The organism is Nocardia sp. SYP-A9097, from assembly GCF_009649815.1.
Lineage (GTDB): Bacteria > Actinomycetota > Actinomycetes > Mycobacteriales > Mycobacteriaceae > Nocardia.
The window spans coordinates 369789-393876 of record NZ_WJIC01000002.1 but is presented as its reverse complement, the minus strand read 5'-3'; the positions used below and the strand labels follow the sequence as shown (position 1 = coordinate 393876).

The window sequence follows — 24088 nt, the reverse complement described above, 5'->3', positions numbered from 1 at the left end:
TTGTGACCGTTCACCAGCAGTGCGCTGTGAGACCCAGTGCGGTGAGCGCCCGTTCGGTGAGGACGGCGGGGGGTTCGGGTGCGTCGGGGTCGAGGCTTACCACCGAGAGGGTGTAGGTGTCGGCTATGCGGGTGAGGTAGCCGGAGAGTCTGGTGCGGGGGAGTTGATTCGGGCGTAGGCCGGGGTGGATGGCTCGGGCGGCTACGCCGGTGCAGGGGTGGGGGCCGAGGGTGAGGAGGGAGTCGGGGAGGGTTCCTATGTTGGAGCAGAGGATGTCTCGTTCGCCGGCGCCCTTGGCGAGGGTGTGGGCCCAGCGTTCGGGGATTACCTGCAGGAGCTCCTCGGGGATGCCGCCGGGGCTGGTCATGCGGTGTTCGTAGGCGGTGCGGGCCTTACGGCGCAGGGTGGCGGGGGTGTCGGCGCGGGTGATGGCGATTTCGGTCATGGCCATATCGTTGTCGACGCGGGGTTCGTCGCGGGTGTCTACGGGCAGGCTCGCGGCTATGGTCGGCTCGGGGAATCCACTGTCCCACAGCATGTTCGCGATGATGTGGACGAAGAGGCTGTTCGCGGTGCCGTCGTGCGCGACCGCCACGCGATTCCACTCCCGGGCGGGCACCTGGATGATGGCGCTGCGGGTGATCGGGCCGGAGGATGCGTTGGTGACCAGCGCTTTTCGGTCGGCAGGTGGGGCGGGGCGCGCGGGTAGTCCACGACGCAGGGCGCGAGCGGTGCCGCCGAGCACGGTGGCCCACTGCTTGCGGGCATCTGCCCAATCCGTAGGTCCCGCAACAGGTGCCGCCAATGGTGTACCTGCCAGCGCATGGTCGATGGCCAGGGTCAGTGCGCGGCCGTCCGCCAGGGTGTGTGAGCAGGTCAGCGACATTACGCAGCCGCCTTCGATGAGCTCGGTCGTGGACAACCGCCACCCCGGACCGACTTCGGGATCGAGGTCCTCGCCCTGTACGTCGGCCCAATCCAGTAGCGCCGCAGTCGGAATCGCCGTGGCGGTCACCGCCGGCGGATGCGCCCATCCGGTGGCCTGCCAGCGCGGGCGCGCTCCGGGCACTCGGGTGCGCACCACGCGCCGCCCGAGTGGGCCTGTGCGCAGGGCCTCGTGAATCCGTGCCAGTAATTCCGGATCGACCGGACCGGCGGTACGCCAAAGGCCCTGTAGTGCGATCGGGGTACCCATACCTCGATGCGCCCGCAGGAACATTTCGTCCACCACACTCAGCCGATTCATCGCAGGGCAGCGTACCGGGCCACCCTGTGAAGTCGCCTGCCTGTGATTTCGGTGGACTGGCGAGTGTGCACGTCTGGCGGCGGGGCACGGCGTGTCACCGCCGTGGGTGCACGCTCGGCGTCAGGTGGGCTGGCCGTGGCGGCCCGCACCGGAGGTGAACCGCTGGGCGCCATCCAATGCGCCGTCGGCGAGAGCCTTCAGGCCATGGTGGAGTTCATTGGTGATGGCGGTGGGCTCGTCGAGGCCGTCCTGTTCCAGGACGGACATGCGGTCCGAGCGGAGGCAGGTTTGCGGGAGCGCGGCCAGTTGCAATGCGAGCTCCTCTGCGGCGCGGCGGGATTCGCCGGTCGGGACGACCTGGGTGGCCAGACCGATCTGCAGCGCCTCGGCGGCATCCACCGGGCGGCCGGTGAGAATCAGATCCATGGCGCGGCCGGTGCCGATAATGCGCGGCAGGCGCACGGTACCGCCGTCGATGAGCGGTACGCCCCAGCGGCGGCAGAAGACACCGAAAGTGCTGTCCTGCTCCGCGATTCGCAGATCACACCACAGTGCGAGCTCCAGGCCGCCCGCGACCGCGAAGCCGGAGACCGCCGCGATGACAGGCTTGGACAGGATCATCCGGGTGGGGCCCATCGGGCCGTCGCCGTCCTCGGTGACCTGGTTGGAGCGATCGGTGCCGAGCGCCTTCAGGTCCGCGCCCGCGCAGAAGGTGCCGCCGTCGCCCCAGAGCACCGCGACCGCCGCGTCGGGGTCGGCGTCGAATTCGCGGAAGGCGTCGGCGAGGGCGCGAGCGGTGGGGCCGTCGACCGCATTGCGGGCCTCGGGGCGGTGCAGGATGACGGTGGTCACGGGGCCATTGCGTTCGACTCGTACGCTCACGGGCTCGACCATACGCCGTAAATAGGGCCGGGCAAGGGCCTTGCGCGAAGAAATGAATCAGTGGTTCACTTCTTGCGTGGCCTACCGCAGAACCCCCGCTGTACAGGCCCGCCTCGATGCCCAGGCCGGATCGATCGTGCGGGCCGCCATGACCGTGCTCTCCCGTGACGGGTACGCGGGGCTCTCCATGGCGGCGGTCGCCGCCGAGGCGGGCGTGGCCACCGGCACCGTCTACAAAACCTTCAGTGGCAAAGCCGAATTGGTCACCGCGGTCTTCCGCGAAGTCGTCACCCGCGAGGTGGCGGCTGTCGCCGCCGCAGGTGATTCCAGCACCGGCCTCGCGCGACTCGGCGACGGTCCCGCACAGCTCGGAAACGGTCTCGCGTGGCTGGGCGACGGACCTGCGCAGCTCGGTGAGGACCTTTCCGTCGATTCCACAGCCGCTGCGGCCACGTCCGCCACGGCCACGGCCACGGTCACCGACTCGGCCGCTACCGGTCCGAAAACAGCCCGCGAGCGGGTCAGCGCCGCGGTGGAAACGTTCGCCGGGCGCGCGCTCAAGAATCCGAAACTGGCCTATGTGCTGCTCGTCGAACCTGTGGATACCGCCGTCGACACCGAGCGGCTGCGCTTCCGGCGCGCCTTCGCGGAGATCTACGAGAGCGCGATCGCCGACGGTGTGGCCAGTGGGCAACTGCCGCCGCAGGATCCGCGCACCAGTGCCACCGCGCTGGTCGGCGCGATCGGCGAGGTGCTGGTCGGCCCGCTCGCCGAACAGTTGGAGAGTGAATCGGTGGTGCCCGAACTCGTCGCCTTCGCGCTGCGCGCGCTCGGCGTGCCTCAGGAATAAGGAGTCCTCGCATGCATACGCATGATGTGTTCAATCAGGTGCCGGAGATTGTCCCGTTCGACAATTCGCGCAACCCCGCACTGCTCGAAGGGCTGCACCGTGAGGGTGCGGGCTGGGCCGAGGCCGAAGTGCGCGAACTCGGTGTGCTCGCAGGCGGTTTCGAGGCGCAGGAGTGGGGCCGGCTGGCCAATGCGTACCCGCCGGTACTGCATACGCACGACCGCTTCGGTAATCGCGTGGACGAGGTGGAGTTCCATCCGCACTGGCACGATTTGATGAATGTCGCTGTGTCGCATGGCCTGCACGGTTCGCCGTGGCACGACGAGCGTCCGGGCGCACATGTGGCGCGCGCCGCCAAGTACTACACCTGGGGTGCGGCCGACGCGGGCCATATGTGCCCGATCTCGATGACCTACGCGGTTGTTCCCGCGCTGCGGCACAATCCGGAGTTGTCGGCGCGGTTCGAACCGCTGCTGGCCTCGCGCGTCTACGACTACGGGCTGCGGGAGCCGTCGTCCAAAGCCGGTCTGATCGCCGGTATGTCGATGACCGAGAAGCAGGGCGGCTCGGACGTCCGCGCCAATACCACCACTGCCACACCGCTTTCCGATGGCACGTACCGGATTGTCGGGCACAAGTGGTTCACCTCCGCGCCCATGTCGGATATGTTCCTGACCCTCGCGCAGGCTCCCGGCGGGCTGTCCTGCTTCATGCTGCCGCGGGTGCTGCCGGATGGTTCGCGCAATACCCTTCGGCTGCAACGGCTCAAGGACAAGCTGGGCAACAAGTCCAACGCGTCCTCGGAGATCGAGTACGAGAACGCCATCGGCTGGCTGGTCGGCGCGGAGGGCGCGGGCGTGAAGACCATTATCGAAATGGTCAATATGACCCGGCTGGACTGCGTGATCGGCTCCGCCACCGGAATGCGCGCGGGCGTCGTGCATGCGGTGCACCATGCTCGGCATCGAAAGGTGTTCGGGGCCAACCTGATCGATCAGCCCGCCATGCGCAATGTGCTGGCCGATCTGGTGATCGAATCCGATGCCGCCACCACCGTCATGATGCGGCTGGCCGGTGCCACCGATCGCGCCGCCGCCGGTGACGAATCCGAGGCCGCGTTCCGCCGTATCGCCTTGGCCATCACCAAGTACTGGGTGTGCAAGCGTGCGCCCATGCACGCCGCCGAAGCCCTGGAATGCCTGGGCGGCAACGGTTATGTGGAGGAGTCGGGGCTGCCCCGCCTCTACCGCGAGGCCCCGCTCATGTCCATCTGGGAGGGCTCCGGCAATGTCGCGGCCCTGGATGCCTTGCGCGCCATGGCCCGTCAGCCCGAGAGCGTGCAGGCGTTCTTCGACGAGGTGTCCCTGGCGCGCGGCGCGAATGCCGCTCTGGATACCGCCATCGACCGGATCGGCAAGGAGCTCACCGATCTGAGCGATATCGAATACCGCGCGCGCCGCGTGGTCGAGCTCATGGCCCTGGTCCTGCAGGGTTCCCAGCTCGTCCGGCACGGCAATCCGGCGGTCGCGGATGCCTTCTGCGCCACCAGATTCGGCGGCGACTGGGGTATCGCCTTCGGCACCCTGCCCATCGGCGTCGACACCGCCGAAATCCTCGAACGCGGCTTCGTCGCCTGATAGTCACCGCCGACCGCCCACGGTCGATCCGTGGGCGGTCGGAGTGCCGATGCCCTTGGTACCGTGGTCGTGCCGGGCATCTGCCTACCGCTCACCGCTCGCGCTGAAACCCGATACGCGACCCGCGCCAAGTGCGACCAAGCCCACGCTTCCCGCTCGACCGCAGCGGTTATAGCGTCGGGGCATGCCTCGTACAACGACGTACAGCCAGTGGATCGCCCTTCCGCCCGAGCGGGTCTGGGCCGTACTGGGTGATCCGGCTCGCTGGCCCGAGTGGAATCCGGCCGTCACCTCGGTCACCCTGCACGGTGCGCCCGGGGCCGGAAGTACCGGCGACTATCTGCCGCGCGGGCGAGCCAACGAGGCGGTACACGGGCGACTCGCCAAGCCCTTCACCATCGCGACCTTCGTACCCGAGCGCGAGATCAGCCTGGAACAGCCCGAACCCGCGGGCATCATGCGATTGCGGTGGACGCTCACCCCGCGGGACGGCGGTACCGAGGTTTCGCAGCGGCTCACCTTTAGTGGTGCGTCGGCGGCGGTCGCGCGCAAAGTGGTCGGCAGCCTGCTGGAGACCGATGCGCACACCTGTTTCGCGCGGCTGGCCCGGCTCGCCGGAGTGCGGCCCGCCGCCGAGGCCCTCACCGTGGTGATCGCGGGCGGCACCGGCGCGCTGGGGCGCACCCTGGCCGCCGATCTCACCTGCCGTGGTCAGCGCGTACGGATCCTCACCCGTCGCGCGGTCGCCGAGTTGCCGTATGCGCAGTTCGAATGGGATGGCCGTTCGATCGGGGAATGGGCGGCAGCACTGCGGAATCCGGGTCCTACCGCCATCATCAACCTGGCGGGCAAACTGGTCGACTGCCGTCCCACCACCCGCAATATCGCCGAATTACGCAGCAGCCGAGTCGATTCCACGCGGGTACTGGTGGAGGCGTCCAAGACCTTGGACCGGCCGATCGACTACTGGGTGCAGGCCAGCACCACCGCCATCTGGGCCGATGCCGGTGAAATCCGTTGCACCGAAGGAACTCCGCTGCCCGATCCGGGCCTGCCGCAGATGACCGGCGTCGCGCGACCGTGGGAGGAGGCGTTCGAGGGCGCGAATGCCGCGCACCGGACCGTACTGCGCACCTCCATCGTGCTCGATCCGGACGCACCCGCCATGAAACGCCTGGTCGCACTGACCAAGGCCGGACTCGGCGGCAGCGTCGGCCCGGGCACCCAGTGGTTCAGCTGGATTCACCTCGACGATTGGCTGGGCATCGTCCGTGCCGCCCTCGGACTCGACCCGACGGTCCAGCTGCCGAACGGGGTCGTGGTCGCCGCCACCGACTTCCCGGTTCGTAATCGCGAACTCATGACCGCGCTGCGCCGTCAACTCCGCCGGCCCTGGTCGCCGCCGACACCCGCCGTGGCGCTGACCATCGGCGCGGTCCTGCTCCGCACCGATCCGGCACTGGGCCTGACCGGACGGCACGCCACCTCGGAAGTACTGCGGCACAGCGGATTCCGCTTCCGCTACCCGACCCTGGACGAGGCGCTCACCGATCTGCTGCCCACCCGCGTCAAGTAGCCCGAACGAGGCCGGAACGCCCCCTGACGTCCGAGACGTCGGGGGTGTTCCGGTTTCGGGGAAGGCGGCCGAAATCCCAGGCACCCGAGCGGGATTCGACCGCTGCCGCCTCCATAACTATCGGTTATCACGACAGGTACCGGAGGGTTTCGGCGGGATTTACCTGCCGAATTAAGGCATTCGCCCGATACCGTCGCCGTCCGCGCGTCCATAGCGTTCAAGGCTGCGGCACACCGCCAATCCGGATCCCGATGCCGCGCCATTGACAGAAAGGTTCGGCCGATGGACGGCGTCACCCCGGGCGATCCGCGCCGTCGGCTCAGCCCGATCGTCCTATGTCCGAGCGCCATGCTGCCGGTCATCGGCCATATGGCGCCGGCGATTCCGCTCATGCGAGAGATCCGATCGTGAGCATCAACCACCACGTCGTAGTGCTGGGCGGCGGGTACGCGGGCATGATGAGCTCGGTGCGCCTGGCACGCCGGATGCGGGGCAGACAGGACGTGCACATCACGCTGATCGATCCGTCGCCGCGCTTCACCGAACGATTGCGGTTGCATCAGCTGGCCGCCGGGCATGAACTCGGCGACTTCCGGATGGCGGACCTGCTCGCCGGCACCGGAGTCGAATTCGTCTGTGGCACAGCGACAGCCATCGATATCGAGACGCGGCAGGTCGCGGTGGAGACGCTCGGGCGGCGGCGGGTACTGAACTACGACACCCTGGTCTACACCCTCGGCAGCATTACCGATACGAGCACGGTGCCCGGCGCCGAAGAGCACGCGTACACGCTCGATTCGGTCCAACAGGCCGAGCGGATCGCCCGGCGGCTCGCCGAGATCGCCGCCGTGGGTGGAACGGTCACTGTCTGCGGTGCCGGGCTCACGGGTGTCGAGACCGCCGCCGAGATCGCGGAAGCCTATCCGGGGCTGCGGGTTTCACTGATCGGGCGGGGTGAGCCCGCCGCTGTGATGGGGTCCAGGGCGCGCGCCCATGTACGCGAGTCCTTCGACCGGCTGGGCGTGCGGGTGCGCGACGGGGTCGTATCCAAGGTGCTCCCCGATGCCGTCGAATTGGACGGCACCGAATTGCTGGCGTCGGATATCACCCTGTGGACCGCCGGGATGCGGGTGTCCAACCTCGCCGCCGAATCCGGAATCGGTACGGAAACAAGTGGATTCGTCGTCACCGACCCCACCCTGCGCTCACGCACCAATCCCGATATCTACGCCGCCGGTGATGCCGCCGCCATCCGGCAGCCTTGGGGTCGGCTGCACGGCACCTGCCAGAGCGCGGGCCCATCCGGCGCGCATGTCGCCGATTCGATCGCCCGGCAGTTGAATGGCCACGAGCCCAAGCCCTTCCGCTTCGGCTACTTCCTCAACCGGTCAGCCTCGGCCGCCGCGACGGCGTCACCCAATTCGTCCGGGCCGACAACACCCCGCGGCGCTTCGCACTCACCGGCAAGTGGGCCGTCCGCTACAAGGAGTCCATCAGCCGCGGGCCACTGAACCTCTTCATCGGCATGAAAGACACATTCGGCTTGCTCCGGCCCACCGGAATATCCAAGGGCGGCCGCGCCACCCGCAAGCCCTACCTCGGCTAGGCGTTCAATCCCAACCGGGCGAGATCCACCAGCACCGCACCCTGTGCCGACAATTCGGCGAGCGGTGACAGCGTGGCCGGCCCAACAGGAACCCGTGGGCCGGGTTTGCCGAATCGTCGCGCGGTGCATAGGTTGTCGCATGTGCTGTACGGTCGCCACTCCGAAGTGCAGCAGATCGGGACCCTGCTCCGCGCCGCACGCCACGGCCGCAGCGGCGCACTGGCCCTCATCGCGGAGGCGGGCGAAGGCAAATCCGCACTGCTGCGATACGCCGCCGCGCAGGCCGCCGACTGGCGGATACTCCGCTGCTCCGGTGTCGAGAGCGAATCCGAATTACCCTTCGCCGGACTGCATCTGCTGCTCGGCTCGACCCTGGACCGCCTCGATACGCTGCCCGAACCGCAGCAGCGGGCCCTCGGCGGCGCGCTCGGACTCTGCCCCTCGGACGGGGCCGACCGTTTCCTCATCGGCGTCGCCACCCTGACCCTGCTCGCTGAACTCTCCGCCGACGAACCCGTGCTCTGCCTCATCGACGACGCGCACTGGCTGGACCGGCCCTCGGCCGACGTATTGCGTTTCGCCGCTCGGCGACTCGGCGCGGAGGGCATTGTCATGCTCTTCGCCGGGCGCAAAGGTTTCGAGCCCGGCGGTTTGCCCGAACTCCGGCTCGGACCGCTGGACGCCGGCGCGGCCGCCGCACTGCTCGCGGCATGCTCGCCCGGCCTGAGCCCCGACCAGCGCGACCGGGTACTCACCGAAGCCGCCGGAAACCCGCTCGCACTAATGGAATTCCCGAATATGCATCGGGACATCTCACCCGCCGCGCCGCTACCGCTGCCACTGCGCCTACAGGGCGGATTCGAACGCCAGATCGCCGCGGAGACCTCCCGCACGCGGACCGCACTGCTCGTCGTCGCCGCCGAGGAGACCGGCGACCTCGGCGTCGTCCTGCGCGCCCTGCGGCTGCTCGGCCACACCGCGAGCGCGCTCGACGACGCCGAAATCTCCGGCATGGTGGTCGTCACCGGGCAGACCGTCACTTTCCGGCATCCGCTCAAACGCTCCGCCGCCTACCACGGCGCATCCTTCACCCAGCGGCTCGCCGTGCACGCCGCCATCGCCGAGGTACTCGCCGACGATCCCAGCCGCAGCGCCTGGCATCTCGCCGCCGCCAGCACCGGACCCGACGAAACCGTCGCCGCCGCACTGGAATCCGCCGCCGAACGGGCACGCGAACGCACCGGGCACGCCTCGGCGGCCTCGGCATTGGAACGCGCCGCCGCCCTGACCCCGGATCCGGACACGCGTGCCCGGCGCATGGTGCTCGCGGTGGAGACCGCCGCCCAGGCCGGGCACACCGAACGCGCGCGACAACTCGCCGACGCCGCCGAACGACTACCGCTCGGCCCCGTCGAATGTGCCCGCGTCGGCGGCACCCGGGCGCTACTGGAATTCGAGCACGGATCATTGCACCGGGCACAGCAACTCATGCTGGACGCCGCCGCCCAGGTCGCCACGATCGAACCCGAGCGGGCCGCCCTGCTACTGGTGGAGGCGGGCCGAATCGCCTGGACCGCAGGCGATATCGCCGCCGTGCAGCTCACCAACGACCGGCTCGCCGAACTCCCGCACGAGGTCGCCGGACCGCTGCAGGCCGCCCTGCGCGGCGGGATCGCCCTGCTCTCGGGCGAACTGGCCGAAGGCATTTCGATAATCCGCGCCAATGTCGCCTTCAGCGTGCACGTCCCGCTCGAAATGATCTCGGTGCGACTGGCTTTCGCGCTACAGGCCGCGCTCATCGGCGATATGTGGATGGCGCGTGAACAATTGACCGAACTCGCCGATATGGCCCGCTCGCGCGGCATGATCGGCTGGTTCCCGGCCATCGGAACCACACTCGCCACAGCGGAATTCATTGTCGGGCGCATGCGCGAAGCCGAACTCGTGGCCACCGCCACCGTCCGCATCGCCGCCGATATCGGACAGCCCTCCCGCGTCGCCGGAGCCGAGGCGGTGCTCGCGCTCATCGCCGCCATCCAGGGCGATGAACAGCGCTGTCGTGAACTCGCCGAACGGAATCTGCGCAATGCGCCCGGCGACCACAATTCCGTCGATGTCACGCACAGCCAATGGGCGCTCGGACTGTTGGACCTCGGGTGCGGCCGCTACGAACAGGCACTCGGCCGCCTCGAGGCCCTGCACCGTGCGCCCGCACAGGCCCGCGGACACTGGCTCGATCTGCTCTCGGACCTCGTCGAAGCCGCCGCGCGACTGCGCCGGCCCGAACGCGCCGACGCCGCCATGGCCGAAATCGAAGCCTGGGCAACGGCATTGGACGCACCATGGGCCGAGGCCATCATGCTCAGCTGCCAAGGCATGCTGCGCGGTGACGGCCAACTCCTGGCCCGGGCACTCGAACTGCATCTGATCGCCGACCGCCGCTACGACCACGCGCGCACCGCACTCGCCTACGGCGAATGGCTGCGCCGCGAACGTCGTATGAACGAGGCCCGCATCCACCTGCGCCAAGCCCTGGAGACCTTCGACCGGATCGGCGCGACACCCTGGGCCGAACACGCCCGCATCGAATTACGTGCCGCCGGAGAAGGTTCCGTCCCCGAACCCGAGAATGACGTAGCCGCCCGCCTCACCCCGCAGGAACTCCAGGTGGTCCGCCTCGCCGCCGGCGGCGCCACCAACAAGGAGATCGCCGCCCAACTCTTCCTCAGCCCCAAAACCGTAGGCCACCACCTCTACCGAGCCTTCCCGAAACTCGGCGTCAGCAACCGGGTCGAACTGGCCCGCCTCCGTATCGGCTGAACCCCCCGTCATCCCGGCATGTTTTCGGCCGGGATCTACACCTGAGCGCGGCGCTCCCGATACCATCGGATCAGCGCGTCGGTGGACGAATCATCCTGGGGCTCAGGCTCTTCGGCCGAAGTCAGCAGCGGCGCCAAGGCCAGCGCCTGCACCTTGCCGAGCTCCACACCCCACTGATCGAAACTGTCGATACCCCAGACAGCGCCCTCGACGAACACCTGATGCTCATACAGCGCGATCAACTGCCCGAGCACCGACGGTGTGAGCTGCGGCGCCAGAATCGCCGTGGACGGCCGATTCCCCGGCATCACCTTGTGCGGCACCAGCTTCGGATCGGTACCCTCGCCGGCGATCTCCTCGGCGGTCTTACCGAACGCCAGCACCTTGGTCTGCGCGAACAGATTGCTCATCAGAATGTCATGCATACTGCCCGACCCGTCGAGGGTCGGCAGATCGTCTGTGGGACGGGCGAATCCGATGAAATCCGCGGGCACCAGCCGCGTACCCTGGTGCAGCAGTTGATAAAACGCGTGCTGACCATTGGTTCCCGGCTCACCCCAGAAGATCTCACCCGTCGAGGTGCTCACCGGCGTGCCGTCCGCGTGCACCGACTTGCCGTTCGACTCCATGGTCAACTGCTGCAGATACGCCGGAAAACGCGCCAGATCATTGGAGTACGGCAGCACCGCCCGCGACTGCGCACCGAAGAAATTCGAGTACCACACACCCAGCAGCCCGAGCAGTACCGGCGCGTTCTCCGCCAGCGGCGCGGTCCGGAAATGCTCGTCCACCCGGTGCATACCGTCGAGGAATTCGGCGAACCGCGCCCGGCCGATCACCGTCATAACCGACAGTCCGATAGCCGAATCCACCGAATACCGGCCGCCGACCCAATCCCAGAAGCCGAACATATTCGCGGTGTCGATCCCGAAATCGGCCACCCGTCGCGCATGCGTGGAGACCGCGACGAAATGCTTGGCCACCGCCTCCTCGCCCAGCGCGGCCACCAGCCAGCGGCGCGCGGCCGTCGCATTGGTGAGCGTCTCCAGGGTGGAGAAGGTCTTGGACGCCACAATGAACAGCGTCGTTGCCGGGTCGAGCCCGTCCAGCTTCGAAATCAGGTCCGCCGGATCGACATTCGAGACGAAACGCGCCGAGATACCCGCATCCGCGTAATGCCGCAGTGCCAGATACACCATGGCCGGACCCAGATCCGACCCACCGATACCGATATTCACCACCGTGCGGATGCGCTCACCGGTCGCGCCACGCCACTGTCCCGAACGCACCGCATCGGTGAAATCGCCCATCCGGTCCAGCACTTCGTGCACCTGCGCGCCCGCGTCCACCCCGTCCACCATGACGACCTGCCCGGCCGGAACCCGCAGCGCCACATGCTCGACCGCGCGATCCTCGGAGGTATTGATATGCGCGCCCGCGAACATGGCATCCCGATAACCCTGCACGCTGGCGGTTTCCGCCAATTCGACCAGCAGATCCACGGTTTCGCGAGTGACGCGATGCTTGGAGTAGTCGATATGCAGATCCGCGACCTCGACGGTCATCTCACGCCCGCGCTGTGGATCCTCGGCGAAGAATTCCCGCAGATGGCGTCCGGCGATGGACGCATGATGGTCGTGCAGTTTCCGCCAGGCCGCCGATGCGGTGATGTCGCTGCTCACGCGCCGAGGTTACAACCAGCGTTCGCTACGCGCAGGTAACACCAGGTAAGAGCGGCGGACTTCCGGCGTGTAGGGGTGCGAAGTCGCCGGAGCGGGCCGCGTGGAGAGTACGCGAGATTAGGCTGGTTCGCATGGTGTCAGAACGCGAACTACTCGATTCCATACCCACTCGGCTCTGGATCGGCGGACCGGTCGATGCCACCGGGGGCGGGACCTTCCCGGTGCACAATCCGGCGACGGGGGAGGTCCTCGTCGAAATCGCCGATGCCACTCCCGAAGACGCGGTGCGCGCCCTCGACGCGGCCGTCGCCGTCCAGGCCGAATGGGCCGCCACGCCCGCCCGCCAACGCGGTGAGATCCTGCGCGCGGTCTTCGAGGCGATCACCGCGCGGTCCGAGGAGTTCGCGCTCCTGATGACCCTGGAAATGGGTAAAGCGCTGCCCGAGAGCCGAAATGAGGTCCGCTACGGGGCGGAGTTCTTCCGCTGGTTCAGCGAGGAGGCCAGCCGCATCCACGGCCGCTACCAGCCGGCCCCCGGCGGCATCGGGCGGATTCTCGTGCACAAGCAACCCGTCGGACCGTGCCTGGCCATCACGCCGTGGAATTTCCCACTCGCCATGGGCACCCGCAAGATCGGGCCCGCCCTGGCCGCCGGATGCACCATGATCGTCAAGCCCGCCGGCGAAACTCCGCTCACCATGCTGCTGCTGGCCCAGCTCTGCCGTGCTGCCGGGCTGCCGGATGGCGTGCTGTCGGTCATCACCACATCGCATTCCGGCGCCGTCACCGCACCGCTGCTGAACGATCCGCGGCTACGCAAGCTCACCTTCACCGGATCCACCCTGGTCGGTAAGAAGCTCGTGCAGGCATCCGCGCACGGATTGCTGCGCACCTCCATGGAACTCGGCGGCAACGCGCCCTTCGTGGTCTTCGACGATGCCGATATCGATGCGGCCGTACAGGGTGCGGTCCTGGCCAAGCTGCGCAATGGCGGTGAAGCGTGCACGGCGGCCAATCGCTTCCATGTACAGAACTCGGTGCGCGCGGAGTTCACTCGAAAACTGGTCGCCGCCATGGCCGAATACAAGCTCGGCCCCGGCACCGACCCGGAGACCACGCTCGGCCCGCTCGTCAACGAGGACCAGCTCAACACTGTCAGCGATCTGGTCGAGGACGCCGTATCCGCCGGAGCGCGAGTCGAATTGGGCGGTAAAGCGCCCGGCGGCCCCGGCTGGTTCTACCCCGCCACCGTGCTCACCGAGCTACCGCCGCACGCCCGCATCCTGCGCGAGGAGGTCTTCGGCCCGGTCGCCCCCATCGTCGGCTTCGATACCGAGGAGCAGGGGCTGGCCGCCGCCAACAACACCGAATTCGGCCTGGTCGCATACGTTTACACGCAGAACCTGGATCGCGCGCTCCGCATTGCCGAGGGGCTGGAGACCGGCATGGTCGGCGTCAATCGCGGCGTCATCTCCGATCCGGCCGCGCCATTCGGTGGCGTGAAGGAATCCGGCTTCGGCCGCGAGGGCGGTTTCGAAGGCATCGAGGAGTACCTCGACACCAAGTACATCGCGCTGCCCTGATCCGACCCGTTCCGAGAATGAAGAACCGCCCCGGGGTATGACACCCGGGGCGGCCTCTGGAAAGCGCTACTCGCTCGCACGAGTGTCGCGTGGTCTGTGTGGTGGCCTGCACGGCACACCGCACGTTGTATCGGCGCGAGCGGTCGCCCGCGTTATCAACTTTCACCGAATAGGTGGATGACCGGCGAACACTGCGTGCTGATCAAGCGAGATGCGGTGTACGTAATGCCGGAAATGCCCTGCTCTCAGTGGCCGAGGCGGCCTCGACCGAGACGCAGCAGGAGCATGGCGAGGGTGTGTCCCTCCTGGCCCAGCTCGCTGAAACGCTCCAGCACCTTCATCTCGCGCGAGTGCACGAGCTTGGTGCCGCCGTTCGCCATACGCGTGCGGCCGATAATGCGCGAGACCTCGGTCCGGCGCTTGATGGCCGCCAGGATCTCGGCGTCGAGCTTGTCGATCTCCTTGCGCAGCTTGTCGATCTCCGCCTCCGAGGGCAGCGCGGCCGCCTCGGCGGGCGCGGTCTCGGCGGGCATGGCGGAGTCCGCTCCGGTGGCAGGCTCGGATTGCCCCGTCGTCGAGATGCTCATACTTTCAACTCCTCGTGGTCCAGAACGTCGATCGGCAGGCGGTCCCGACCCGTTACCGATCGGTTCTTCACCAAGAATCAGACCTCTTGCGTTCTACATTGTCCCCCGCTGGACCCGCTCGGGTGTATTCACTCGCCAAAGCGCCGGTCACGTGGCCAGTGTGCCATGTGGTGCAGGCAAACCAAAACGAGTTCGTTTGTGAATTCGCTGAGTTTTTCCGGCACTTATCGGACACCTCCGCCGCCGGGGTGCGCACCTGTCGGTGCCCGCCGGTAGCGTGGATGGGCGATGAAGACGACGGTGGCGCAGGACGAGCAGAAGGCCGAGCAGAAACTGCTCGAAGGGTTGAATCCGCAACAGCGCGCGGCGGTGGTGCACACCGGAACCCCGCTGCTGATCGTGGCGGGTGCGGGGTCCGGCAAGACCGCCGTGCTCACCCGGCGCATCGCCTACCTGCTGGACGCGCGCGGGGTGCGCCCCGGGGAAGTCCTGGCCATCACCTTCACCAATAAGGCCGCCGCCGAGATGCGCGAACGCGTCGCCGGTCTGGTCGGTCAGCGCGCGGCCGGAATGTGGGTCTCCACCTTCCACTCCAGCTGTGTTCGCATTCTTCGCACCCAGGCCAATCTGGTGGCCGGGCTCAACTCCAACTTCTCCATCTACGACGCCGACGATTCGCGCCGCCTGCTGGCAATGGTCAGCCGCGACTTCGATATCGACGCCAAGAAGTACACGCCGCGCCTGCTCGCCACCGCGATCTCCAATCTCAAGAACGAACTCATCGATCCGGCGCGGGCCGCCGCCGACGCCGAGACCGAGGAGGCGGAGCTGCCGCGCCTGGTCGCCCGCGTCTACGACGAGTACCAGCGGCGGCTGCGCGCGGCCAATGCCATGGACTTCGACGACCTCATCGGCGAGACCGTGGGGCTGCTGCAACGGCATCCGCAGGTGGCCGAGTACTACCGGCGGCGCTTCCGGCACGTTCTGGTCGACGAGTACCAGGACACGAACCACGCGCAGTACGTGCTCGTGCGCGAACTGGTCGGGCATCACCGGCAGGTATGGGGCGAGGACGGGGCGCTCGAAGAGGAGAACGCCGACGCCGATCGGGTGCCGCCCGGCGAACTGTGCGTGGTCGGTGACGCGGACCAGTCCATCTACGCCTTCCGTGGCGCGACCATCCGCAATATCGAGGAGTTCGAACGCGACTTCCCGGACGCGGAAACCATTCTGCTGGAACAGAATTACCGCTCCACCCAGCATATTCTGGCCGCCGCCAACGCGGTCATCTCGCGCAATGAGAACCGGCGCGAGAAGAAGCTGTGGACCGATTCCGGCGATGGCGAGCTGATCGTCGGCTATGTCGCCGACAATGAGCACGACGAAGCCTCCTTCGTGGCGCGCGAGATCGACAAACTGGTCGATCAGGGTGATGCCAACTACAACGATGTCGCGGTCTTCTATCGCACCAACAACAACTCCCGTGCGCTCGAAGAGATCTTCATTCGAATGGGGTTGCCGTACAAGGTCGTCGGCGGTGTGCGCTTCTACGAGCGCAAGGAGGTCCGCGATATCGTCGCATACCTGCGCGTGCTGGAGAATCCCGATGACGCGGTGAGCCTGCGCCGGATTCTCAATACGCCCCGTCGCGGGATCGGCGATCGTGCCGAGGCGTGCGTGGCCGTACATGCCGAACAGCGCAATATCGGCTTCGCACAAGCACTTCGGGATGCCGCCGAGGGTAGGGTCGCGCTGCTCAATACCCGTGCTGTGAACGCCATCGCCGGATTCGTCGAACTGCTCGGCGAGATCCGCGCGGCGGGCGTGCAGCCGGATCAGGACTTCCCGGATGTCGGCAATGTGGTCGAGGCCGTACTCGACCGCACCGGCTACCGCCGCGAACTCGAGGCGTCCGACGACCCGCAGGACGGGGCGCGCCTGGACAACCTCAACGAATTGGTCAGCGTCGCACGCGAATTCAGCTCCGAGGCGCGCAACAATGTGGAAGCCGCACGCGCGGAAGGCATTGTGCCCGAACAGGCCGAGGGTGAACCCGAACCCGGTTCCCTCGCAGCGTTTTTGGAGCGCGTCTCGCTCGTCGCGGACAGCGATCAGATCCCGGACGAGGGCACCGGCGTCGTCACCATGATGACCCTGCACACCGCCAAGGGCCTGGAATTCCCCGTCGTCTTCGTCACCGGCTGGGAAGACGGTCAATTCCCGCATATGCGCGCCCTCGGTGACCCCACCGAACTCGCCGAGGAACGCCGCCTCGCCTACGTCGGCATCACCCGTGCCCGGCAACGCCTCTACCTGACCCGCGCGGTCGTCCGCTCCGGCTGGGGCCAGCCCGTCTCCAACCCCGAATCCCGCTTCCTGCAGGAGATCCCGGGCCACCTGATGGACTGGCGCCGCCTCGAACCCACCGTCTCCCAAACCGGCCGCAGCATGGGCCGCCGCCGCGGCGAGGACGAAGGCTTCGAACGCGACTGGACCCGAGGCGACGGCTGGTCCCCGGAAACCCGCCCCGGTGTCCGCGGCGGCGACCGCCGCCCCGCCCCCTCCTCGTCCTCCGGAAGCGGTGCGGGCAAACGCAACAACACCGGCCTCGTCCTGGCAGTAGGCGACCGCGTGAGCGATGACAAATACGGCCTCGGCCGAGTCGTGGCAGCCGAAGGCTTCGGCACCCTCGCCACCGTCACCATCGACTTCGGCACCGCGGGCAAAATCCGCCTCATCCCCTCCTACAGCCGCACCCTTGTCAAGCTCTGACCCGGGGCTGAAATGCGAACTGCCCACCCGGTTTCCCGGGTGGGCAGTTCGTAAGTGCTTGGTGCTCAGTCGCGCTGGACGCCGAGGGAGATGCCTCGGGAGGCCAGCCAGGGGAGGGGGTCGATTTTGTCGACGCCGTTGAGCCAGACTTCGAAGTGGCAGTGCGGGCCGGTGGAGAAGCCGCGGTTGCCTACGGTGGCGATCTGGTCGCCCGCCATGACGCGCTGGCCCGCCGACACCGTGGCGGTGTCGACGTGGCCGTAGATGGTTACGGTGCCGTCATCGTGCAGCAGGCGGACCCACATACCGAAACCTGAAGCGGGGCCTGCTTCCAGGACCGTTGCGTCGGCTACGGCGTAGATGGGGGTGCCGATGGGGGCAGCCACGTCCACTCCGAGATGCTGGACGCCCCAGCGGATACCGAAACCGGAGGTGAAGTTTCCGGCGGCGAACTTGGTGAAGAGCGGTCGCAGTTTGGCGGCCTCGGCGGCGGCCAGATCGGACGCGTACTTCTGGCCCTTCTGCAGGATGTCGTTGAACTGGGTGAGATCAACGGGCGCACCGGAGTTCAGCACCTGCGGGGAGCCCGAGGTATCGCCGATGGTCTCGTTCGCGGAGACCTCACGAACCTGCGCGGCGGCCTGGTACTCGACAGTGTCGTTATGGGTACCGGTGGTTTCCATACCGGTCTGCCCGGCGGCGACCACCGCACCCGCGGCCACGGCCACCACGGCGGCGCGGCCCTTGAGCGAGTTCGGCGGAGTCGGAATGCGGTGCGTACCACCGGCGCGACGGCGACCGCCGGAAGTCTTCGGGCGATCCTCGGCCGAATCCGCTTCGCTCGCACCCTGATCGACGCGCGCGCCGTCACCGGAGAATTCGAGCCGGTCACCGGCGGCGGTGCGGAAGCTGTAGACCGGCCGGTAGTCACCCGAGGGCGACGGATCGGCGGGGGAGTCCCAATTGGCGCGGGACTGTCCGGCCCAATCGCTCGGATTGGGTGCGGCCCAGCCACCGGTATCGGGTCCGGACTGCTCGCCGTGGGAGTTCCACGCGGCCTGCTCATCCCAGCCGGTGGCGTTCCCCCATTGCGGCTGCGCTTCCCAGTTGGACTGGGCGGCCTCCCAATTGGGTTCCGGCTGCCAGTTCTGCGCGGGGTCCTGCCAATTATCGGCGGAGTTCTGCCAGTTCTCGGCGGGTGCGTCCCAGTTCTGTGCACCGGACCAATCGCCGTGCGCGACCTGAGCGCGCGCCGCCGGCGGGGCCTCGAAGTGGGTTGCGCCGCCGAAGTTCTCGGCCTCTTCGCGATAGCGATGGCCGTGTTTGGCGCGACTGCGTGATGGGAACGGACCTTCGCTCATCGGAGCTGATCCAGGTAGTGCCGCGGGGCTGACGGGGTGCCTGCGGAGCGGAGCTCTACCTGCGGAGCGCTGTGCTGCGTCAAGCCTGCCGTCCTCCTGTCGTGACCGGGTTGTGACATCGACCGCATCGACGGTAACGAAACGATTGCGGCTCAGCAAGCGATGGGAGGGGTTCGGCGCGCGGGTGTGACATTCATCACGTTGCGAGCCGGGATTCCCTCACTGTGCTGCGGGTAACCCGGTGAGCTTTGTCAACGACGCCACGTAGTACCTCGTATCACTCTTCGGGATTCGCGTGTCCTACCTGGCGCACCGTCAACAAGCTACCCGCGAGTAGCATTGACAAGGCGTTTTGGAAGCGTAGAGACAGTACCGTGACCTGCGCCACTTAGGCTGTATGCGGCTGATTTCGGCTCCGTGTGACTGGTTAGAGTCCGACCCGACCCGCTGACCCTTTCGAGCGACCTGCAAGCAGTCGCTACGGGTCGACAACGGGCCGCCAACCCAGACGTTGTCACAACAACGCAGACGAGACGGTGAGTACATGGATCTCTTCGAATATCAGGCGAAGGAACTCTTCGTGAAGCACGGAGTGCCTTCGTCGGAGGGTCGTGTCACCGACACGGCCGAGGACGCGCGTGCGATTGCCGAAGAAATCGGCAAGCCGGTCATGATCAAGTCGCAGGTCAAGGTCGGTGGCCGCGGCAAGGCCGGTGGCGTGAAGTACGCCGCCACCCCGGACGACGCCTTCACGCACGCCCAGAACATCCTGGGCCTGGACATCAAGGGCCACATCACCAAGAAGATCCTGGTCGCCGAGGCGAAGGACATCGCCGAGGAGTACTACATCTCCTTCCTGCTGGATCGCTCCAACCGCACCTACCTGGCCATGTGCTCGGTCGAGGGCGGCATGGAGATCGAGGAGGTCGCGGTCAACTCCCCCGATCGCCTGGCCAAGATCGCCGTCGACGCCGTCAAGGGTGTCGACCTGGCCTTCGCCCGTTCCATCGCCGAGCAGGGCCACCTGCCCGCCGAGGTGCTCGACGCCGCGGCCGTGACCATCCAGAAGCTGTGGGAGGTGTTCGTCAACGAGGACGCCACCCTGGTCGAGGTCAACCCGCTGGTTCGCACCCCCAATGACGAAATCCTCGCCCTCGACGGCAAGGTCACCCTGGACGAGAACGCCGAGTTCCGCCACGCCGACCACGCGGCCTTCGCGGATATCGACGCGACCGACCCGCTGGAGCTCAAGGCCAAGGAGAACGACCTCAACTACGTCAAGCTCGACGGTGAGGTCGGCATCATCGGCAACGGCGCCGGTCTGGTCATGTCGACCCTGGACGTCGTCGCCTACGCCGGTGAGAACCACAGCGGCGTCAAGCCCGCCAACTTCCTCGACATCGGTGGCGGCGCCTCGGCGGCCGTCATGGCCGCCGGTCTGGATGTCATCCTGAACGACGCCCAGGTCAAGAGCGTGTTCGTGAACGTCTTCGGTGGCATCACCGCCTGTGACGCGGTCGCGAACGGCATTGTCGGCGCGCTGGAAACCCTTGGCGCCGAGGCCAACAAGCCGCTGGTCGTCCGTCTCGACGGCAATAAGGTCGAAGAGGGTCGCAAGATCCTCGCCGACTTCAATCACCCCCTGGTGACTCTCGCTCAGACCATGGACGAAGGCGCCGACAAGGCCGCCGAACTGGCCGCCGCCAAGTAAGGGACACGAACCAATATGTCTATCTTCCTGAACAAGGACAACAAGGTCATCGTCCAGGGCATCACCGGCGGTGAGGGCACCAAGCACACCGCGCTGATGCTGAAGGCGGGCACGAACGTGGTCGGCGGTGTCAACGCCCGCAAGGCCGGCACCACCGTCAAGCACGTCGACAAGGAAGGCAACGAGGTCGAGCTGCCGGTCTTCGCGACCGTCGCCGAGGCCATGGAGAAGACCGGGGCCGACACCTCGATCGCCTTCGTGCCGCCCGCCTTCTCCAAGGACGCCATCATCGAGGCCATCGACGCGGAGATCCCGCTGCTCGTGGTCATCACCGAGGGCATCCCGGTGCAGGACACCGCCTACGCGTGGGCCTACAACGTCGAGAAGGGCAACAAGACCCGGATCATCGGCCCGAACTGCCCCGGCATCATCACCCCGGGTGAGTCGCTGGTCGGCATCACCCCGGCCACCATCGCGGGCAAGGGTCCGATCGGCCTGGTCTCCAAGTCGGGCACCCTGACCTACCAGATGATGTTCGAGCTGCGGGACTTCGGTTTCTCCACCGCCATCGGCATCGGCGGCGACCCGATCATCGGCACCACCCACATCGACGCCATCGAGGCGTTCGAGAAGGACCCCGAGACCAAGCTCATCGTCATGATCGGCGAGATCGGCGGCGACGCCGAAGAGCGGGCCGCGGCCTACATCAAGGCCAATGTCACCAAGCCGGTCGTCGGCTACGTCGCGGGCTTCACCGCCCCCGAGGGCAAGACCATGGGCCACGCCGGCGCCATCGTCTCCGACGGTGCGGGCACCGCCCAGGGCAAGAAGGAGGCCCTCGAGGCCGCGGGCGTGAAGGTCGGCAAGACCCCGTCCGAGACCGCCGCCCTGGCGCGCGAGATCCTCGAGAAGGCCAGCATCACCGCCTGATACACGCTCTCGCACGAAGGCCGCTCTCCACCGTTCCCGGAACGGTTCGGAGGGCGGCCTTCGCCGTGCATCGGGAGCCGATTCGGCTGGCGCCACAGCAGGATTCGCCTATTGCGGAATAGGCACGCCCGGTGGTAAGTGGTGACCGCGGCAGTCCCGTGCAGTAGCGTCGGTAGAAGTTCGTGAACGACTCGATAGGAGACGACGACATGTCATACCCGACCGGGGGCTCGGGATACAACGGGCCCGCGCCGACGCCTTCCAACGCACCTGGCTACGGCTCGCAGCCCGCGGGTGGTCCCGCAACAGGGTCGAGTACGACGGGCGCGGCGGGCAAGGGCCTTCCCTTCTTCCTCACCGTGGGCGTTGCGGCGCTCGGAGTGATCAACTTCCTGCTGGGCTTCGCGCCGTACAAGGGCGCCAAGGAACTCAGCCTCACCTACAGCCTGTTCGAATCGGATCCGTTGCTCGTCGGCATCCTGCTCTTCGCGGGTCTGCTCGCCGGTCTTTCGCTGCTGCCCAAGCAGAATTGGACCGGGGTCGCGGCGGCCGCCTCGCTGGCGGGCTTCCTGTCGATCCTGTTCAACTCCTTCACCGGGGAGCTGACCACCAAGTGGGGTGGCTGGCTGATCGTGTTCCTGTCCTTCGTGCAGGCCGTGATCGCCGTGCTGGCAGTGCTTTTCGAGGCCGGCATCGTGAAGGCGCCGGCCCCGAAGCCGGCTGCGCCGCAGGGCTTCGGCCAGCAGCCGTTCGGGCAGAGCAGTGGCGGATACCAGCAGCCGAGCTTCGGTCAGCAGGGTTTCGGTCAGCAGCAGCCGTCCTACGGTCAGCCGGGTCAGCAGGCCCAGCAGCCCGGTTACGGTACCGGCGGCCAGTACCCGCAGCAGCCGTCCTATGGGCAGCCCGCCGGGCAGAGCAGTGGTGGCTACCAGCAGCCGGCCTATGGTCAGCAGCAGCCGTCGTACGGTCAGCAGCCGGGTGGGTTCAGCCAGCAGCAGCCGTCCTACGGTCAGCCCGGAAGTGCCGACGCCACGCAGCATTTCGGCTCGCAGCCGCCGCGTCCGGCCCAGCCCTTCGGTGGCGAACAGTCCGCCGATCCGGCCGCCGACGCGACCCGCGCCTTCCGTCCCGGCCAGGACGACAAGTAATTCCAGCGCGAATGAACGGCCCCCGGTATCCACCGGGGGCCGTTCGCTTTGTCGACACCCTGAACTGGGAACACTCGGCGCGCCTGACTGTTTCGGTGCGGCGGAGCTGCCAGCCTTGCTTTCCATGAGTGCGCCGAGAACTACCCTGGCTCGGGTGACCGATGAGGATGTGCGGGAAAGACCGCGAGGTCCGGTCTCGGTGGGCGGGGGCGGGTTCGGGTCGCTCACTCCTGAGCGGGCCCGGGTGTTGTTCCTGCTGGCGGCGCGGGCTTCGGCGTTCGTACTGCTGATTATTTTCGCCGTGGTGTTCGGGACGCTGCTGGCCGCGGGCAGCGGGCTTTCGGGGGCTTCGGGGGCGATATCGGCGAGCTGGCTTGCGGTGCATCAGGTTCCGCTGACCATCGGCAGGACCGGGATCGGCCTGTGGCCGCTGCTACCGACCGGGCTGATGCTGTGGCTGGTGGCGCGCGACTGCGCGAAGGCCGCCGATCACTGTGCGGCCGAAGCGGATTGCACCCCGGTGGATCTGGCCTGGATCGCGGGCGCCGCGATCGGCGGACCGCTGCTGGTGACCGCGGTATGCCTGGCGGTGGCCGATGACGCGTCGGCGGTGCTGGCCCTGCAGCCGCCGGATACCTTGGTCGCCTTCGCCTGGGTGATCGGCCTGCACCTGCTCGCGGTGATCGCCGGTGTGGGAGCACGACATTGGCGCGATTTCACCGATCTGCTGCCGATTCCCTTGCCGCACTGGGTGGTTCCCGGTGTGCGGGCCGGGATTCGCGCGGTATGGCGGCTGCTGGGTGTGGCCGCCGTACTCACCGTGGTGTCGTTTCTGCTGCACTGGTCGCGGATCGGCGACACCTATCATTCGGCCGGAAATATAGCGGGGGCACTGGGTTTGACGCTGCTGTCGCTGGCGTACCTGCCGAACGCCCTGGTGGACACGGCGGGCGTGCTGCTCGGCGGTCAGGTGCAGATCGGTGCCGGTTCGCTGAGCCTGTTCGGTATCGAGGGCGCGCCGGTTCCCGCGGTGCCGCTGATGGCGGCCGTGCCGTCCGGTCCGGTCGCGGCCTGGTGGCTGGTGTTCCTGCTCGCCCCCGCCGCCGTCGGCGTGCTCGGCGGCCTGGACTGCGGCCGCGGCACCGATGACCGCCCCACCGCGCCATGGGCGACACTCACCTCCGCCGCGGTGGCGGCCGTGCTCATCGCGCTGCTCGGTGGACTGGCCGGGGGAGACCTCGGCACCTTCGGCCGAATCGGCCCCGAGGTCGCCATCTCGGCGGCGCTGGCCTTCGTCTGGTTCGCCGTCACCGGCTATGTCGGCATGCTCGGCGCGCGCTGGTTCGCCCCGGCCGCTGTCGGCACCGCGGCGGGCGCGGCCGAATACGACTACGACGACGGCGAATACGAGTACGCGGACGACGAGTACGACGATGACTACGCCGAAGACGACTACTACGCGGACGACGAATACGAGGACGACTACTACGACGATGACGACCCCGGCCACGTGGTCGAGGTCGACGGTGAACTCCTCGACGAACCCGATGCCCTCGACCCGGAACCGCACGCCGAATCGGACGAGAACTCCGACATAGTCGACGCCGAAGTGGTAGAGGGAGACCTGCCGGACAACCCGGAAGTGGACGGTCGTTAGGCTCTAGGGCGGCGGATCGCAGTCCGCCGTTCCCTTTCCG

The 24088-nt window shown here is 67.5% G+C and carries 17 protein-coding genes; 12 read left to right on the top strand and 5 right to left on the bottom strand.

The features are described from left to right. Window positions 1-10 precede the first annotated feature (10 nt). Entirely contained in the window at window positions 11-1246 is a 1236-nt protein-coding gene (locus GFY24_RS05540) for a hypothetical protein (protein WP_228566010.1), read from the bottom strand. Between the two features lie 120 nt (window positions 1247-1366). Further along, the gene (locus GFY24_RS05535) at window positions 1367-2128 is read right to left on the bottom strand and encodes a crotonase/enoyl-CoA hydratase family protein (protein ID WP_309230492.1); all 762 of its coding nucleotides are present in this window, start codon (window positions 2126-2128) and stop codon (window positions 1367-1369) included. A 76-nt stretch (window positions 2129-2204) separates the two neighbouring features. On the opposite strand from GFY24_RS05535, the gene GFY24_RS05530 reads away from it, so the two are divergent. The 6 genes from GFY24_RS05530 to GFY24_RS05510 all read left to right on the top strand — a co-directional run bounded on the left by GFY24_RS05530 (window position 2205) and on the right by GFY24_RS05510 (window position 10617). After that, window positions 2205-2978: a TetR family transcriptional regulator gene (locus tag GFY24_RS05530; protein WP_309230491.1), complete on the top strand. Its 774-nt coding sequence runs from the start codon at window positions 2205-2207 to the stop codon at window positions 2976-2978. 11 nt (window positions 2979-2989) lie between these two features. Beyond that, window positions 2990-4615, top strand: a complete 1626-nt coding sequence (locus GFY24_RS05525; RefSeq protein ID WP_153803863.1) for an acyl-CoA dehydrogenase family protein — start codon at window positions 2990-2992, stop codon at window positions 4613-4615. A 184-nt stretch (window positions 4616-4799) separates the two neighbouring features. Next, window positions 4800-6191: a DUF1731 domain-containing protein gene (locus GFY24_RS05520; RefSeq protein ID WP_153803862.1), complete on the top strand. Its 1392-nt coding sequence runs from the start codon at window positions 4800-4802 to the stop codon at window positions 6189-6191. Between the two features lie 282 nt (window positions 6192-6473). Then, window positions 6474-6602, top strand: coding sequence for a hypothetical protein (locus tag GFY24_RS42845; RefSeq protein WP_255458610.1), 129 nt, complete (start codon window positions 6474-6476; stop codon window positions 6600-6602). Then, entirely contained in the window at window positions 6599-7702 is a 1104-nt protein-coding gene (locus GFY24_RS05515; protein ID WP_309230490.1) for an FAD-dependent oxidoreductase, read from the top strand. The genes GFY24_RS42845 and GFY24_RS05515 overlap by 4 nt, the downstream gene beginning before the upstream one ends. 218 nt (window positions 7703-7920) lie before the next feature. After that, window positions 7921-10617 (top strand): LuxR C-terminal-related transcriptional regulator, encoded by a 2697-nt coding sequence (locus GFY24_RS05510; protein WP_309230489.1) that lies wholly within the window; start codon window positions 7921-7923, stop codon window positions 10615-10617. Window positions 10618-10652: 35 nt separating this feature from the next. Here GFY24_RS05510 and pgi read toward each other — a convergent pair whose 3' ends face one another. Further along, window positions 10653-12299 carry a glucose-6-phosphate isomerase gene (gene pgi, locus GFY24_RS05505; RefSeq protein ID WP_309230488.1) on the bottom strand — a complete coding sequence of 549 codons (1647 nt, stop codon included), beginning with the start codon at window positions 12297-12299 and terminating at the stop codon, window positions 10653-10655. A 131-nt stretch (window positions 12300-12430) separates the two neighbouring features. Between pgi and GFY24_RS05500 the strand changes: the two genes are divergently transcribed. Continuing rightward, window positions 12431-13882, top strand: coding sequence for an NAD-dependent succinate-semialdehyde dehydrogenase (locus tag GFY24_RS05500; RefSeq protein WP_194852752.1), 1452 nt, complete (start codon window positions 12431-12433; stop codon window positions 13880-13882). Window positions 13883-14127: 245 nt separating this feature from the next. Here the strand turns inward: GFY24_RS05500 and GFY24_RS05495 are convergent, their stop codons facing one another. Further along, window positions 14128-14415: a chorismate mutase gene (locus GFY24_RS05495; protein WP_153804184.1), complete on the bottom strand. Its 288-nt coding sequence runs from the start codon at window positions 14413-14415 to the stop codon at window positions 14128-14130. 342 nt (window positions 14416-14757) lie between these two features. Here GFY24_RS05495 and pcrA point away from each other — a divergent pair, with 342 nt between their 5' ends. Next, complete coding sequence (gene pcrA, locus GFY24_RS05490) at window positions 14758-17241, top strand: DNA helicase PcrA (protein ID WP_153803860.1); 2484 nt, start codon at window positions 14758-14760, stop codon at window positions 17239-17241. A gap of 65 nt (window positions 17242-17306) precedes the next feature. Here the strand turns inward: pcrA and GFY24_RS05485 are convergent, their stop codons facing one another. Beyond that, window positions 17307-18602 carry a M23 family metallopeptidase gene (locus GFY24_RS05485; RefSeq protein WP_153803859.1) on the bottom strand — a complete coding sequence of 432 codons (1296 nt, stop codon included), beginning with the start codon at window positions 18600-18602 and terminating at the stop codon, window positions 17307-17309. A 544-nt stretch (window positions 18603-19146) separates the two neighbouring features. Between GFY24_RS05485 and sucC the strand changes: the two genes are divergently transcribed. From sucC to GFY24_RS05465, 4 genes are all read left to right on the top strand, one after another. Next, the gene (sucC, locus tag GFY24_RS05480; RefSeq protein WP_153803858.1) at window positions 19147-20313 is read left to right on the top strand and encodes an ADP-forming succinate--CoA ligase subunit beta; all 1167 of its coding nucleotides are present in this window, start codon (window positions 19147-19149) and stop codon (window positions 20311-20313) included. A 15-nt stretch (window positions 20314-20328) separates the two neighbouring features. Continuing rightward, on the top strand, window positions 20329-21243 hold the full coding sequence (gene sucD / locus GFY24_RS05475) for a succinate--CoA ligase subunit alpha (RefSeq protein ID WP_153803857.1): 915 nt from the start codon (window positions 20329-20331) through the stop codon (window positions 21241-21243). 209 nt (window positions 21244-21452) lie between these two features. Then, entirely contained in the window at window positions 21453-22391 is a 939-nt protein-coding gene (locus tag GFY24_RS05470; RefSeq protein ID WP_153803856.1) for a DUF5336 domain-containing protein, read from the top strand. A 154-nt stretch (window positions 22392-22545) separates the two neighbouring features. Continuing rightward, window positions 22546-24048 (top strand): DUF6350 family protein, encoded by a 1503-nt coding sequence (locus tag GFY24_RS05465; RefSeq protein WP_309230487.1) that lies wholly within the window; start codon window positions 22546-22548, stop codon window positions 24046-24048. Window positions 24049-24088: the final 40 nt, after the last annotated feature.

Coding starts and splice junctions, on each gene's coding strand:
- pcrA (WP_153803860.1), top strand. CDS start 14,758: ATGAAGACGACGGTGGCGCAGGACGAGCAGAAGGCCGAGCAGAAACTG.
- GFY24_RS05500 (WP_194852752.1), top strand. CDS start 12,431: ATGGTGTCAGAACGCGAACTACTCGATTCCATACCCACTCGGCTCTGG.
- GFY24_RS05495 (WP_153804184.1), bottom strand. CDS start 14,415: ATGCCCGCCGAGACCGCGCCCGCCGAGGCGGCCGCGCTGCCCTCGGAG.
- GFY24_RS05540 (WP_228566010.1), bottom strand. CDS start 1,246: ATGAATCGGCTGAGTGTGGTGGACGAAATGTTCCTGCGGGCGCATCGA.
- sucD (WP_153803857.1), top strand. CDS start 20,329: ATGTCTATCTTCCTGAACAAGGACAACAAGGTCATCGTCCAGGGCATC.
- GFY24_RS05520 (WP_153803862.1), top strand. CDS start 4,800: ATGCCTCGTACAACGACGTACAGCCAGTGGATCGCCCTTCCGCCCGAG.
- GFY24_RS05485 (WP_153803859.1), bottom strand. CDS start 18,602: ATGAGCGAAGGTCCGTTCCCATCACGCAGTCGCGCCAAACACGGCCAT.
- GFY24_RS05470 (WP_153803856.1), top strand. CDS start 21,453: ATGTCATACCCGACCGGGGGCTCGGGATACAACGGGCCCGCGCCGACG.
- sucC (WP_153803858.1), top strand. CDS start 19,147: ATGGATCTCTTCGAATATCAGGCGAAGGAACTCTTCGTGAAGCACGGA.
- GFY24_RS42845 (WP_255458610.1), top strand. CDS start 6,474: ATGGACGGCGTCACCCCGGGCGATCCGCGCCGTCGGCTCAGCCCGATC.
- GFY24_RS05525 (WP_153803863.1), top strand. CDS start 2,990: ATGCATACGCATGATGTGTTCAATCAGGTGCCGGAGATTGTCCCGTTC.